10 protein-coding genes and 1 pseudogene are annotated in these 13,297 nt (G+C 53.3%); 5 read left to right on the top strand and 6 right to left on the bottom strand.

Annotated features, from left to right (window positions below; all coding sequences use genetic code 11):
* Window positions 1–82 precede the first annotated feature (82 nt).
* Window positions 83–1,233, top strand: a protein-coding gene (locus AC1Q5S_RS19745) for an IS3 family transposase (protein WP_085942474.1) whose coding sequence is annotated in 2 segments (ribosomal slippage) — window positions 83–329 and window positions 329–1,233 — 1,152 coding nt in all. Because the reading frame shifts where the segments join, the coding sequence is not laid out codon by codon here.
* A gap of 874 nt (window positions 1,234–2,107) precedes the next feature.
* On the opposite strand, the gene AC1Q5S_RS19740 is transcribed toward AC1Q5S_RS19745, so the two are convergent.
* The 4 genes from AC1Q5S_RS19740 to AC1Q5S_RS19725 form a co-directional block, all read right to left on the bottom strand.
* Entirely contained in the window at window positions 2,108–3,145 is a 1,038-nt protein-coding gene (locus AC1Q5S_RS19740; RefSeq protein ID WP_227328282.1) for an IS30 family transposase, read from the bottom strand.
* A 149-nt stretch (window positions 3,146–3,294) separates the two neighbouring features.
* Window positions 3,295–3,903 (bottom strand): DUF4145 domain-containing protein, encoded by a 609-nt coding sequence (locus tag AC1Q5S_RS19735; RefSeq protein ID WP_034692732.1) that lies wholly within the window; start codon window positions 3,901–3,903, stop codon window positions 3,295–3,297.
* A 67-nt stretch (window positions 3,904–3,970) separates the two neighbouring features.
* A complete protein-coding gene (locus tag AC1Q5S_RS19730; protein WP_008903172.1) occupies window positions 3,971–4,192 on the bottom strand; it encodes an HTH-like domain-containing protein in 222 nt (73 codons plus the stop codon).
* Window positions 4,193–4,479: 287 nt separating this feature from the next.
* On the bottom strand, window positions 4,480–5,103 hold the full coding sequence (locus AC1Q5S_RS19725) for a tyrosine-type recombinase/integrase (protein WP_003052404.1): 624 nt from the start codon (window positions 5,101–5,103) through the stop codon (window positions 4,480–4,482).
* 33 nt (window positions 5,104–5,136) lie between these two features.
* Between AC1Q5S_RS19725 and AC1Q5S_RS19720 the strand changes: the two genes are divergently transcribed.
* On the top strand, window positions 5,137–5,310 hold the full coding sequence (locus AC1Q5S_RS19720; protein WP_172739585.1) for a hypothetical protein: 174 nt from the start codon (window positions 5,137–5,139) through the stop codon (window positions 5,308–5,310).
* On the opposite strand, the pseudogene AC1Q5S_RS19715 reads toward AC1Q5S_RS19720, so the two are convergent.
* Both AC1Q5S_RS19715 and AC1Q5S_RS19710 read right to left on the bottom strand, forming a co-directional pair.
* A pseudogene (locus tag AC1Q5S_RS19715) lies at window positions 5,295–5,645 on the bottom strand (NADPH-dependent FMN reductase family protein); the annotation flags it as partial. The gene AC1Q5S_RS19720 and the pseudogene AC1Q5S_RS19715 sit on opposite strands and share 16 nt — an antisense overlap.
* A 9-nt stretch (window positions 5,646–5,654) precedes the next feature.
* Entirely contained in the window at window positions 5,655–6,848 is a 1,194-nt protein-coding gene (locus AC1Q5S_RS19710) for a helix-turn-helix domain-containing protein (RefSeq protein WP_008903174.1), read from the bottom strand.
* A 142-nt stretch (window positions 6,849–6,990) separates the two neighbouring features.
* Here AC1Q5S_RS19710 and AC1Q5S_RS19705 point away from each other — a divergent pair, with 142 nt between their 5' ends.
* From AC1Q5S_RS19705 to AC1Q5S_RS19695, 3 genes are all read left to right on the top strand, one after another.
* Window positions 6,991–9,075, top strand: a complete 2,085-nt coding sequence (locus tag AC1Q5S_RS19705; RefSeq protein ID WP_492239289.1) for a PQQ-dependent dehydrogenase, methanol/ethanol family — start codon at window positions 6,991–6,993, stop codon at window positions 9,073–9,075.
* 25 nt (window positions 9,076–9,100) lie between these two features.
* Window positions 9,101–10,552: an aldehyde dehydrogenase family protein gene (locus AC1Q5S_RS19700; protein ID WP_008903176.1), complete on the top strand. Its 1,452-nt coding sequence runs from the start codon at window positions 9,101–9,103 to the stop codon at window positions 10,550–10,552.
* Between the two features lie 226 nt (window positions 10,553–10,778).
* The gene (locus AC1Q5S_RS19695) at window positions 10,779–12,899 is read left to right on the top strand and encodes a TonB-dependent receptor family protein (protein WP_082136990.1); all 2,121 of its coding nucleotides are present in this window, start codon (window positions 10,779–10,781) and stop codon (window positions 12,897–12,899) included.
* Window positions 12,900–13,297 lie beyond the last annotated feature (398 nt).

The following is a 13,297-nucleotide window of genomic DNA, read 5'->3' as shown; positions in this document are numbered from 1 at the left end:
TAAACGACCGCAACCAGCCTGAGTCGCCCCGGGTTTGCTAGACACCTCTGAGCCTCAAACCTGATGCCCAATAGGAGGTGCCATGAGTAAACAGAGATACCCTGAAGAATTCAAGACCGAAGCGGTCAAGCAGATCACTGAGCGAGGTCACAAGGTGGCCGACGTGTCCGTCAGGCTTGGCGTGAGCCAGCACAGCCTGTACCAGTGGATCAAGACCTATACATCGCCGGCCAGTGATCGGCAGATGCAGATGTCGCAAGCCGACGAGTTGCGCAAATTGAAGGTCGAACTCAAGCGCGTGACCGAGGAGCGCGACATCTTAAAAAAGGCCGCAGCGTACTTTGCCAGGCAGTCCGGGTGAAGTACGCATTTATCGAGCGGCACGAACGTGAGCACAGCGTGCGGCGCATGTGCGTGTGTCTGCAGGTGCACCCCAGCGGTTATTACGCCTGGAAGACCGAGCCTGCCAGCCCTCGCGCCAAGGACGATCAGCGATTGCTGGGTCTGCTCAAGCAAGCCTGGCTGGAGAGCGGCGGCGTGTACGGCTACCGCAAGCTCACGCTGGACATGCGCGATCTGGGCGAGAGCTGCGGCAAGCACCGTGTAGCCCGCTTGCTCAAGCTCGAAGGACTGCGCTCGCAGACCGGCTACCGGCGCCGCCCTGGCGTGCGTGGTGGCAAACCTGCCGTCGTGGCACCCAACCACCTGCAGCGCCAGTTCACTGTGGCCAAGCCCAATGAATCCTGGGTGACCGACATCACGTACATCCGCACCCATGAGGGCTGGCTGTACCTGGCTGTGGTGGTCGATCTGTTCTCGCGCCAGGTCGTTGGCTGGTCCATGGACAGCCGCATCGATACCGGCTTGGTGCTCGGCGCGTTGCTGATGGCCTTGTGGCGTCGCCAGCCCACGGGGCCGGTCACGGTTCATTCCGATCAGGGAAGTCAGTTCACCGGTCATGACTGGCAGGACTTTCTGCGCGATCACAACCTGATCTGCAGCATGAGCCGCCGGGGCAACTGCCACGACAACGCTGTGGCCGAGAGCTTCTTTCAGTTGCTCAAGCGCGAACGCATCCGCCGACAGATCTACCCCACCCGCGATGACGCCAGAGCCGATGTATTCAACTACATTGAAATGTTCTACAACCCCAAACGGCGCCACGGCACTGCCGGAGATACTTCACCGGTAGAGTTCGAGAGACGCCATTTCCAACGGCTCAACTGTGTCTAGGAAAGCCGGGTCGATTCACCCTGAAGCCGCCGCATGGCCAAATCGCTGCCCTTCGCGTCAAGCGTTTAGGCGCGGCGCCGAGTAGAAAGATCCCGAGCTGACTGCGTACCGAACGGCCCGACTGGAAAAAATACAAGACTCAGTGAGAAACGCCCGGGAAAGTACAACACTGAAGGAATAAAAAGTACAAAGGTAGGCCCTTGGTGTTGTTCCAAGTCGTTGATTTCTCGAATTCGGCAGTACAACACTCAGCGCATATCGACATCTCGCTCGACAGGAGCGAAAACTGTCGATTCCACTCGAGTTTTGTATTTTTCTCATTGAGTTTTGTACTTTTGGGGCGCGAAAATATCGCGTAACTATTTGATTTTCAATGGGAATTTTCTTACTGGTGACGTTTCGCCTATCTTCTCAGCCTTCTTTTTAAGCAATTTTCAGAAATTTTGCCCCACCCCTTAGAGCCGCGAATCGCGCGTTGATTGCTCCGCAATGCGGCCTAGCCACCAGTTGAATGCACATTGCTTGTGAGTGCTTGCTTTCTCTGTTCGGTCATTGGGAGGAAATTGGTGAGAAATTTCCCCTTTCGTTGCCGGTCCAAGAACTGGGAGCAACGGCGCCCCTACCCGTTTCCTACGGGTTGCTCGTTCGTGTGGCAAAGGAGTGACAGTGCGTGCCAGTGGACGAGTCGCGATCGGACAGGTTTAGGCTGGTTGCTGCCGTTCAACTCAACAGAGTGAATGACTGCTGCCAACCAAAGCAGTCATTCCACAGCTTCATTCTTGTAGGTCCGCACTGCACCTCAAAGTAGTCGCAGAAATTTGCCCCACTCCAAGTGACAGGGCGGATTCAAATGTGAAGTGCAACACCCTTGAATTCAATGGATGAGGGTGGAGTGCTGGGGAGAGTTGATCAGTAGCTCTCGATAAACCGACAGCGGTGATCGTACCCCAAGGCCCTTGCGAGGGCGGTTGTTGATTTCATCAGCAATCGCATCGAGTTGCTCTTGGCTGTAGATGCTCAGATCCGTGCCTTTGGGCAGGTACTGGCGCACCAAGCCATTCATGTTCTCGTTGGAGCCACGCTGCCACGGGCTGTGTGGGTCACAGAAGTACACCGCCACGCCCGTGTTGGCGGTCAATTGCTTGTGTAGCGCCATCTCCTTGCCCTGGTCGTACGTCATGCTTTGGCGCATGGGCTGCGCAATGCCCAGCAGCTTATCTGTAAAGGCTTGCATGACATTGGCTGCACTGGCTGGTTTGAACGCAGGCAACTTGACCAGCATGAGCAGTCGGCTGGTGCGCTCGACCAAGGTGCCTACGGCACTTGCATTGCCAGCACCCTTGATGAGGTCACCTTCCCAATGCCCTGGGAACTGCCGATCCTCAACTTCAGGCGGACGTACGTGGATGCTGAGCATGTCTGGGATCTGTCCACGACGATCCTGTCCTTTGCTACGGGGCAGCCGTTTGTTGTGAGCATGGCGCAAAGTGGCAATCAATTCCTTGCGCAACTCACCCACGGGCTGGGCATAGATGCAGTTGTAGATGGTTTCGTGCGACACGCGTAGCTCATGGCCTTTGGGGTACAGGCGTGCAAGTGTCAGCGCAATTTGCTCTGGTGACCAACGCAAACGCAAGAAATGCAATACCAAGAACCACAAGATCCCTTGTGAATGAAGCTTGGGATCAGATCTTGTGCTGCGTCTTCTGTAAAGCCACTGCTGTTGCGCTTGCCTGCTGGCATATCCATCGCTGGATACTGAGTTGCGAGCAATCTCACGGCTGACGGTGCTGGCACTGCGCCCTAGCAAACGCGCAATGCTGCGTACGCTATGACGCTGCAGCAGCAAACTGGCTATGGTGACTCTGTCTTCTGGTTGAAGTTGGCGATAGGACGAACGACTTGCTGACATCTGCTGACCTTAACGGTTGCAGGTGTTGCACTTCACATTTGAATCCGCCCAGCTATTGCATGAGCTGAATTGGTGTTATCGACCCAGAACAGACATCCACAGACGTTGCAGTTCAGCGGCTGCCGAAGGCAGTCGGCTGCAATGACGGGTTAGCCATCTGTTGAAGGTGAAGCTTTGCGGGCGACGTATTTTTCGTACTTCTCACTGAGCGTGTAGACATAATCAAAAATCGCAATCGTGAAGTCGATGACATCTTGAGCATTTTCTTTGGTCGTTTCTTGGTCTGAAGCGTGAGCGCCGATATTGCGCTCTCTTCGTAGAGCTTCTGCCCAATTGAACAGACGCTCATCAATCACCCCTTTTGCTTTTAAATCAGCGAGTCCCTTAGCGATCATGTTCGCGCCAGATTTCTCTTTGATGAGACGCTCTAGGGCCTTCCCGCATAGAACTGTGGCTGCTGAGTTAATGCCATGGGACAGGCATTTTTGAGCATCCTTGATATCGCGTCGCGCCGCCTCTGGTATTGATGATGAAACTTCAGTTGCGGATGGCACTGGCCAAAGCCTCTCAGCGTTGTCCCACTCGTAGTTGTTGTGATCGTCTTGGTAAACAAATGACTTTCCGAAGAGCGGTTTTTTACACGCTGGGCATTCGACGACGAAGTAAGCCTCTTCCTGCGCGTCTCCTACCCAGAATTTGATATCGGCCTTCACTCGAACCGAGCATTGCGTGCAATCTATAACTGTGGTGTTCGACATACGTGTATTCAGATGGCTAACGCCCTGAGTTCAGCCGCCGCCGTAGGCGTTCGGATGCGACGAACAGTTAGACAAGCCGCGCACCTTGTTGGCGGATGATGCGAGCGAGACTAAGCATTTTTCTGAACTCAGTTTTATAGGTGGCTGGAACGCCTATCTCTCGGCAGAAAGACTCGGGGTCAACACTTTCCAAAGCTGCGGCATTTTTTAGTACCTGAAAATGAAACATGGCAATTTTCTGATTGCCCTGCGCTGCGTCGTGAACTGCTTTTCTTATCTCTTCAATCATGGCTTGGGTTTCATTGGTATGACTAACTACATTTAGACGACAGGAAAATACGCCCATCGTTCTTATAAAACTTAATCTATCCTCGATTTTGAGAGTGAGCAATCACAAGAAAATTTTTTAGGAAAACCTAAAATTTTCTAGATTGGAGCTTGTTGCAACTACTCCAAAGACCAATGATGAAATGGCTGCTTTTGGCCGGGAGTGTCATTCCGCGCCTTTGCCGTAAAGCAGCCGCTCAAGTCGTGCAGCCTAGTTCATGACAAGGGCAGCACGACCGTAAGCTTGCTTCAAATTTCGGTTTGCTCGGAAATCTCCAACGCATCGTCAACCTCTATGCCGAGATACCGGATGGTCGACTCCAGCTTGGAGTGCCCAAGCAGCAACTGAACGGCACGCAGGTTTTTGGTTCGTCGATAGATCAGCGTGGGCTTGGTTCTTCGTATCGAATGGGTACCATAGCTTGCGCGCTCCAGCCCTAGCTCATCCACCCAGTGGGCTAGGATACGGGCGTACTGACGTGTTCCCAGATGAGGGGATCTGTGGATCCTGCTTGGGAACAAAAAGCTATCGGATTTCAGCTCCGCATGCTTGATCCATGCCTGCAGGGCATCTCGTGTCGTTGATGTGATTTCAAATTGCACAGGCCGCTGCGTTTTGTGTTGCATAACGATGGCGCGTGTCGCCATCTGATCGCCGTGGCAAACGTCTCTGACCTTCAACGCCACGAGGTCACAGCCCCGCAATTTGCTGTCGATACCCAGGTTGAAAAGTGCAAGCTCCCGGATTCGGTGCTCCATCTGTAGTCGCACACGCAGTGCCCAGATGTCTTTGACCTTGAACGGGGACTTTTGGCCCACGATTTTCCCCTTGTTCCACGGCTCGCGATGGATAGCGCTGGTGACGGATTCCATGATGGTCTCCCATTGAGTTGAGGGAGTACCACAATGCGCTTGATTGGCCAGAAAGTCGATGCACTGGCAGAGCATCAGCTCAATGAATTCGCTGGCGAACGACTGCTAACTGGCTTATCTTTAAAGTGCCGTAGCCGGCGAGAAGCAGCCATCCATGAAACATATTTGTTCGTCTGCTTCCAGCTCAACTATCAAATAGATGCTTGATTCACGCGTTTCGATAGCTCCGCTGCGGTCTCTTTGCGCTCGCTGTAGCGGTCCACCAAATAAGGTGACACATCGCGTGTGAGTAGCGTGAACTTCACCAGTTCTTCCATCACATCGACGATACGGTCGTAGTAGCCGGAAGGCTTCATGCGGTTGTCATCCCCAAACTCCATAAAGGCTTTGGCAACGGAAGACTGGTTGGGAATGGTCAGCATACGCATCCAGCGGCCCAAGATACGCATTTGGTTCACCGCATTGAAGGACTGCGAGCCACCACAGACTTGCATCACAGCCAGCGTTTTTCCCTGCGTGGGTCGAACAGCTATTGAAAACGGCGGCTCAATTCAGCCTGAAGATAATCCATACTTGCGTATGCGACGGTATAAGGTGCCACGAGAAATGCCCAATTTTTGGGCTGTCTTGGCAATATTGCCATTGTGCGCAGCTAATGTGCTCTCAATAAGTTTACGACTACATTCACGCAGCGTCGCTGGCGTTTGTTGCTGCGCAGGATCTTCCGTTTGGACTTGATCGCTACACAATTCAGAGAGTGTCCTAGCAGGTGGTGAAATAAAACGTTGAGCTTGCTCGTCGTGGGACTGCAGCCGTACCTCTAGCCAAGCGAGTAATCCATTGGCTAACCGTAGGCTGTGTGGGCCATGATGGCGACTCAAATGCAGTAGTGTCTCTACCCCATGTCCGAAAAGATCTTCGACATGGCAGGGCATTGTTTCAGCGTTAGACACTCGACCTGCCAGACGCGCCCCAGAAGCATTGATCCAGACTACTGTGCCATCAGATGCTACGCCCGCTAGGCCTTGCAACGGTGTGTTTATTAAAGTAGGGGTCGTCTGGAAGCTCAATATCAGCAACTCATGTGATTGGGCTTGCAACAAAGTATTTTCAATGCTGGTTGCGTACTGAATAGCGAGTTGCAGGGCATCAAAGCCAAACGGCTGAGTCATCGCTGTCAGATCCAATACACCAGCCAAATTGCCCTGTACATCACGAATAGGGGCTGCCGCGCAATGCAGAGCTTGCAAGTCATCAAAATAGTGCTCGCCGCCCATCACCGCGCAAGCTTGGCCTGTGGCAACAACAATACCGGGCGCTGTCGTCCCTGATGCACGCTCGGCCAGGTTAGAGCCTGGTCGACCCATGTGGCGTGTAGGTATGTCTACTTCGTGTTGCATGGCACTGACATACAGCATTACGCCGTCGCCATCAGTCAACAGCAGATTGACACCTGTGCCAGCTAACGATCGTTCCAGCGTTTCAAGTTCTGGCTGAGCTGCTTGTAGCAATCCACGGTTGTGTGCCAGCGTACTGTGTACCCGACTAGGGGTAACTGGATCAAAGGCCACATCACGCAAACGATCAGGGTGTTGGCGATAGCAACGCATCCAAGACTGAAACACCGCTTCGCTCACTAATCCGGAGGGACGTTGTCCTTCCTCGAAAAATTTACGGCGAGCCATAGCGATGCGCTCAGATGGCGTCGTTGCAAAAAGCTGGCGAGGTGCACTGGAAATGGACATAGCCGCCAATGTGTTCCATTACGGAACACAAATGCGTTAGTGAAATCCCTGAGATGTCCAGACGCAGGTGCTGCGAGATGCTTGTAGCGCCCGGGTGCACTGCCCGGTACTGATATGCAAAAAATTAAGGAGATGACACAACATGCTTTTTCGTACCCTTCCCATCACGCTTGCTGCCTTGGTTTCACTGTCCGCGTTCGCGCAAAACGGCACTAATCCTGTACAGCATGTGGACGAAGCTTTCATTCGCGCTAATGCCCAAAAAACGCTTGACTGGCCCACTATTGGCGTGGACTATGCAGAAACACGATATAGCCGTCTGAACCAGATCAATGCTGATAACGCCAACCAACTTGGCTTAGTATGGTCATACAACCTCGAATCTACGCGTGGTGTAGAAGCTACGCCTGTAGTTGTTGATGGGGTGATGTACCAGACTGCGTCTTGGAGTGTGGTGCATGCCATTGACGCACGCACTGGGCAGAAAATCTGGACTTACGATCCCAAAGTTGATCCCAAACGCGCGAAAGATGCCTGCTGTGATGTGGTTAACCGCGGCGTAGCGCTCTGGAAAGGCAAAGTCTACATAGGTGCATTCGATGGCCGACTGATCGCATTAGATGCAGCCACTGGCAAAGTAGTGTGGGAGAAAAACACTATTGAAGGCCACACAGGTCCCTACACCATCACTGGTGCACCGCGTGTTTACAAGGGCAAGGTCATCATAGGCAACGGCGGCGCTGAATACGGTGTTCGAGGCTTTATCACTGCCTACGATGCTGAGACGGGAGAGCAAAAGTGGCGCTGGTACAGCGTTCCTGGAGATCCAGCCAAGCCCTACGAAGATGATTCAATGCGCTTGGCTGCCAAAACATGGGACCCAAGTGGCAAATACTGGGAAGCAGGCGGTGGCGGGACTATGTGGGACAGCATGGTTTTTGACCCTGAGCTAAACACTATGTATGTGGGTGTCGGCAACGGTTCGCCATGGTCAGCCAAAGCGCGTAGCCCCAAAGGGGGCGATAACTTGTATTTAGGCTCTATCGTGGCGCTAGATCCAGATACTGGTAAGTACAAGTGGCATTACCAACAAACGCCAGCAGATAACTGGGATTACACCTCCACACAGCCAATGATCTTGGCAGATATCAAGCTGGCAGGTAAGACGCGCAAAGTGATTTTGCACGCTCCTAAGAACGGCTTCTTTTTCGTTGTGGATCGTACGAATGGCCAGTTCATCTCTGCCAAGAATTTTGTGGACGTGACTTGGGCTAAGGGCTATGACAAGAAAGGCAGACCCATCGGCGTAGCAGCAGCGCGTGACGGTCGTGACCCGGATGCTGTACCTGGGCCCAATGGTGCTCACAACTGGCATCCCATGTCATACAACCCAAACACTGGACTGGTATACCTGCCTGCGCAGCACATTCCCGTAGCCATGGTGGATGACCCTAAATGGAAGTTCAATGAACCACGCCCTATGGGATATGGCTCCGGCACTGGCTGGAATACAGCCATAACCATCCCAGCAGAACCGCCTAAAAGCCAGCCTATGGGACGTCTGCTGGCGTGGGATCCGGTCAAACAAAAGGAAGCTTGGCGTGTAGAGCACGTCTCCCCATGGAATGGCGGTACGCTGACCACTGCTGGCAATCTCGTATTTCAGGGCACAGCCGACGGGCGTTTCGTGGCCTATGACGCAGCTAGTGGAAAGAAGCTGTGGGAAAGTCCCGTAGGTACTGGTGTTGTGGCTGCGCCCAGTACTTATATGGTGGATGGTAAGCAGTATGTCTCAATCGCTGTGGGCTGGGGTGGTGCCTACGGCTTGTCAGGACGCGCCTCGGATAAGCAAATGCCTGGCACTGTTTACACCTTTGCACTGGGTGGAACAGCCAAGTTGCCAGAGTTCGTGGAGTACCGTATGGGCAAGCTAATACAGGGCGTGAAGTATGACCCTGCCAAAGTACCCGAAGGCACAGCTTTATACGTGGCCAATTGCTATGCCTGCCATGGCATGCCCGGCGTACAAAAAGGCGGAGCGCTCCCTAACTTGGCTTACCTAGATCCAGGCTACATCGAAAATTTGTCTACTTTCATCTTCAATGGTCCAGCGACTTCGCGTGGCATGCCTGACTTCACAGGCAAGTTAACAGATGACCAAGTCGACGCAATCAAAGCCTTCATTCAGGGCGTAGCAGACTCTATTCGCCCGCAAGCCGCGCAATAAAACCTATTTCTCTAGGAGACAAAGTATGACCATACAAAAACATCTCAAGTTCTATATCAATGGCCAGTGGGTAGACCCAGTAGTGCCCGCTACGCGCGATGTCATTAATCCCTCCAATGAAGAGGTTTGCGCACAAATTAGCATGGGCAGCGCAGCCGATGTAGACAAGGCCGTAGTCGCTGCACGCCGCGCCTTTGAGACATATTCACAAACAACCCGTGAAGAGCGCTTGGCGTTGCTGGGCAAAGTACTAGAGATCTATCAGAGTCGCTACGAAGACATTGCGCGTGCTATTTCTACCGAAATGGGAGCCCCGCTGTGGCTTTCACGTGCTGCACAGGCTGCTGTCGGCGTGGCGCATCTGCAGGTGGCGATGGCTGTGCTCAAAGACTTCCAGTTCGAGCGTATTCAGGGCACCACAGCCATTTTGCACGAACCAGTCGGCGTAGTTGGCATGATCACACCATGGAACTGGCCCATCAACCAGTTCATGTGCAAAGTGGCACCCGCATTGGCTGCAGGCTGCACCATGGTGATTAAGCCATCTGAAGTATCCCCGCTCGACGCTCTTATCATGGCAGAGGTGATGGATGCAGCAGGCGTACCACCTGGCGTTTTCAATCTGGTTAATGGCGATGGTCTAAATGTAGGCGAGGCTATGTCGCGCCACCCTGGCATTGACATGATGACCTTTACAGGTAGCACCCGGGCTGGTGCCGCTGTGGCAAAGGCATCGGCTGACACCATTAAACGTGTAACGCAGGAGCTGGGAGGCAAGTCCGCCAACATCATCCTTGATGACGCCGATTTGGAAATAGCAGTAACACAAGGTGTGATCGGCTGCTTCACCAACTCAGGCCAAAGTTGTAATGCGCCTACGCGAATGTTTATCCCACGCACAATGCAAGAGCGTGCCAAGGTTGCCGCCAAAGCTGCCGCTGAATCTGTTGAAGTTAGTGAAGCACTGGCAGACGTAACGGGCATGCCTATTGGGCCTGTAGTCAACGCCACGCAATTCGAAAAAATTCAGGGTCTGATTCAGCGAGGTATTGAAGAGGGAGCCACATTGGTAGCAGGCGGTACAGGCCGTGCAGGCGGCAGAGAAAAAGGATTCTTTGTTAAACCGACAGTATTCGCTGACGTGACCAACAATATGACTATCGCCCGTGAAGAGATCTTTGGTCCAGTGCTGGTGATGATTCCCTATGACACAGTTGAGGATGCCATACGCATGGCCAATGAAACAGCTTATGGCCTCTCGGGCTATGTGCAGTCAGGGAGCATAGAGCGGGCACGCAGGGTAGCCGCTCGGTTACGCACCGGTATGGTTCACATTAATGGTGCAGGGCCGGACTTTACTGCGCCTTTTGGCGGCTACAAGCAGTCAGGCAACGGCCGTGAATGGGGGGAACACGGCTTCCGTGAATATTTGGAAGTCAAGTCCGTCATGGGTGCGGTGCAGCAAGCATCTACATGAAGTTTTAGATAGCGCAGCTAGAGCTCTACAGCAGTTGAGCCCTGGGAAGGCTGTTGCTAGTAAATCGCTCTAAGAACGCGTGCAAACAATCTGCTTTTGCTTGAACAGAGATCGTCCACGCGTTCTTAGCGAACCTATAGGTAGTGCATCTTGCACTGCCTTAGAAATCATAGATCTTAGAGATGACTTTCTGCTTGACTCCAAGCAGCACAACCCCTGTTTTAGCATGCATTCTTTTTCTCGTACGGTATTAAGTCACGCCGTTTTCTTATTCCTTGGCAGCCTCTACATGGCTGCTTCTGCCCAAACCGTTACTGATAACTTGCCCATTCTGCAAAGCATTGAGATTCGCTCTGCCACAGGCGTTTCTAGCTTGCAGACTCTGCCAACCTCTGCAACTGTGGTGGATGGTGAGCAAATCCATGACCGCCAAATGCAGGTCAACCTCTCTGAGAGCCTGAGCGGCGTACCTGGCTTACAAATCAAGAATCGCCAGAACTATGCGCAGGATTTGCAACTGTCTATGCGCGGATATGGCGCGCGCTCGACGTTTGGCGTGCGCGGCGTGCGTCTGTATGTAGATAGTATTCCCGCCACCATGCCTGATGGCCAAGGCTCGCTGTCCCACATCGACATTGCGAGTATTGAACGCATCGAAGTCCTACGTGGCCCCTACTCGGTCCTGTACGGTAATTCTGCGGGTGGTGTAGTCAGCGTGTTTACCGAAACGCCTGAAGGCAAGCCTTTTGTCGAAGGCGGCGTGAACTTTGGCAGCGATGGCCAAAAGCGCTTGGCAGCCAAGGCTGGCGGTCAAACTGCACAAGGCTTGAGCTATTTGGTCAGCGCCAGCCGTTTTATGACCGATGGCTACCGCGACCACAGCGCAGCCGATCGTAACACCGCCAATGTGAAGCTGAGCACCGCTATTGGCAACGATGCGCGCTTGACGATCACGGCCAATACGATGAAGTCAGATGCCCAAGACCCCCAAGGTGTGTCTTTCACCGATTGGCAAAACAACCCGCGTGGCGTGTCCAGCGGTACTTTGCAATACAACACCCGCAAATCTCTGGAGCAAACCCAATTGGGCGCTACTTATGAGCGCAAGCTCAGTGGCATGCACAGTGTGGCTTTGACGGCTTATGCCGGCCACCGCTCCATGGAGCAATACCAGTCGATCCCCAAAGCAACGCAGCAAAAAAATGTGCGCCATGCAGGCGGCATGATCGATATGTCGCGTGACTATGCAGGTCTGGATGCACATTGGACCGGTAAGTTCACCGATGCCCCCGTGCCCGTGACTGTGACTGCCGGCTTGGCGTTGGATCGTGTGGTGGAAGACCGCCAAGGCTATTACAACTTCAAGGGCGAGCAACTGGGTGTGCGTGGTGCTCTCAGCCGTAATGAAGAAAACACCATCACCAATGTGGACCCTTATGTCCAAGCTTCGTGGAAGCTGGCCCCTACCTGGACGCTGGATACCGGCCTGCGTTACAGCCATGTGAAGTTTGAGGCTAACGATAAGTTCATCAACGCAGACAATCCTGATGACTCCGGCAATGCGTCTCACCACAAGGCACTGCCAGTGGTGTCGCTGTCACACGCACTCACGCCCAATGACACCGCGTATATCAGCATTGGTCGTGGCTACGAAACGCCTACGTTCGCTGAACTGTCGTACCGCTCCAAGTCTGAAGGCGGTTTAAACCTGGCACTGCAGCCTAGCGTCAGTGACCAAGTGGAACTGGGTTTCCGCCAGCGCCTGACAGGTTCCGTCAAGGGCATGTGGAGCGCGGCTGTGTTCCATTCATCAACTGACAACGAGCTGATCTCTGACAGTGCCAACTCTGGCGATGGCCGCACCGTGTATCGCAACGCGGGCAAAACACGCCGCATGGGTGCAGAACTGCAAGCCGATGTGCGCCTGAGCCCCAAGTGGACTGTGCAAGCGGCTTACACCTATCTGGATGCCACTTTCCGTGAGCAAACAGGCAGCGCGGCCAAGGGCAACCAGTTGCCTGGCATTTCCAAGCAAAACCTGTTTGTAGCTGCCAACTACCAAATCACACCTGAATGGCGCGCTGGTATTTCTGCACAGCACGCCAGCAAAGTGTTTGTGAACGATGCCAACGCAGAAGCAGCACCTTCGTTTACCGTGGCTGGTGCCAGCGTGGGCTACACCAAGGACTTGGGTGCTTGGACACTGAATGCCTTTGCACGCTTTGATAACTTGTTTGACCGCAAGTATGTGGGCTCTGTGATCGTAGGCGACAGCAACGGCCGTTTCTATGAATCAGCGCCTGGCCGCACTTGGGCAACGGGCGTGAACATCCGATATAACTACTAAGAAGAAGTCTCTGCACAAAACGATATCGAGTGCAATAGTGCTTTAGAAGTTTAAAGTTCTTCTATGTCAGACCCTCAAAATGCCTGCGCCTCGCGGGCATTTTGCTTTTATCTGAAACCTGTCATTGAGGTTTGGCTGACGACATACTGGGCATGACTTCTATTCGGCTGAAACCAGTACTCCGACTTGCAAACATGTCAGGCGGCAATCGTCTTTGCCTAGATGACTGCTATGTGGTTATGACCGGATGCTCGCAAGGAGGCAACGGGAGACAGCAATCGGCACTTATGGAGAGCTCTCCATAAGCAGCGTTATGCACAGTGTTGATTTCCACGCAAACCTAACCCACTATTTCCATCTCGATCTGACCCACCCTTTTGCGTGAACTCGATGCTCAC

This window comes from Acidovorax sp. GW835-FHT14B10, from assembly GCF_058793725.1.
Note: the sequence above shows the minus strand (reverse complement) of the source record. Positions and strands in the feature narration are given on the sequence as shown.

What these genes read in the sequence shown, in the direction of transcription:
- AC1Q5S_RS19740 (WP_227328282.1), bottom strand. Translation starts at nt 3,145, where the DNA reads ATGTCAGCAAGTCGTTCGTCCTATCGCCAACTTCAACCAGAAGACAGA.
- AC1Q5S_RS19735 (WP_034692732.1), bottom strand. Translation starts at nt 3,903, where the DNA reads ATGTCGAACACCACAGTTATAGATTGCACGCAATGCTCGGTTCGAGTG.
- AC1Q5S_RS19730 (WP_008903172.1), bottom strand. Translation starts at nt 4,192, where the DNA reads ATGATTGAAGAGATAAGAAAAGCAGTTCACGACGCAGCGCAGGGCAAT.
- AC1Q5S_RS19725 (WP_003052404.1), bottom strand. Translation starts at nt 5,103, where the DNA reads ATGGAATCCGTCACCAGCGCTATCCATCGCGAGCCGTGGAACAAGGGG.
- AC1Q5S_RS19720 (WP_172739585.1), top strand. Translation starts at nt 5,137, where the DNA reads ATGCGCTTGATTGGCCAGAAAGTCGATGCACTGGCAGAGCATCAGCTC.
- AC1Q5S_RS19710 (WP_008903174.1), bottom strand. Translation starts at nt 6,848, where the DNA reads ATGTCCATTTCCAGTGCACCTCGCCAGCTTTTTGCAACGACGCCATCT.
- AC1Q5S_RS19705 (WP_492239289.1), top strand. Translation starts at nt 6,991, where the DNA reads ATGCTTTTTCGTACCCTTCCCATCACGCTTGCTGCCTTGGTTTCACTG.
- AC1Q5S_RS19700 (WP_008903176.1), top strand. Translation starts at nt 9,101, where the DNA reads ATGACCATACAAAAACATCTCAAGTTCTATATCAATGGCCAGTGGGTA.
- AC1Q5S_RS19695 (WP_082136990.1), top strand. Translation starts at nt 10,779, where the DNA reads ATGCATTCTTTTTCTCGTACGGTATTAAGTCACGCCGTTTTCTTATTC.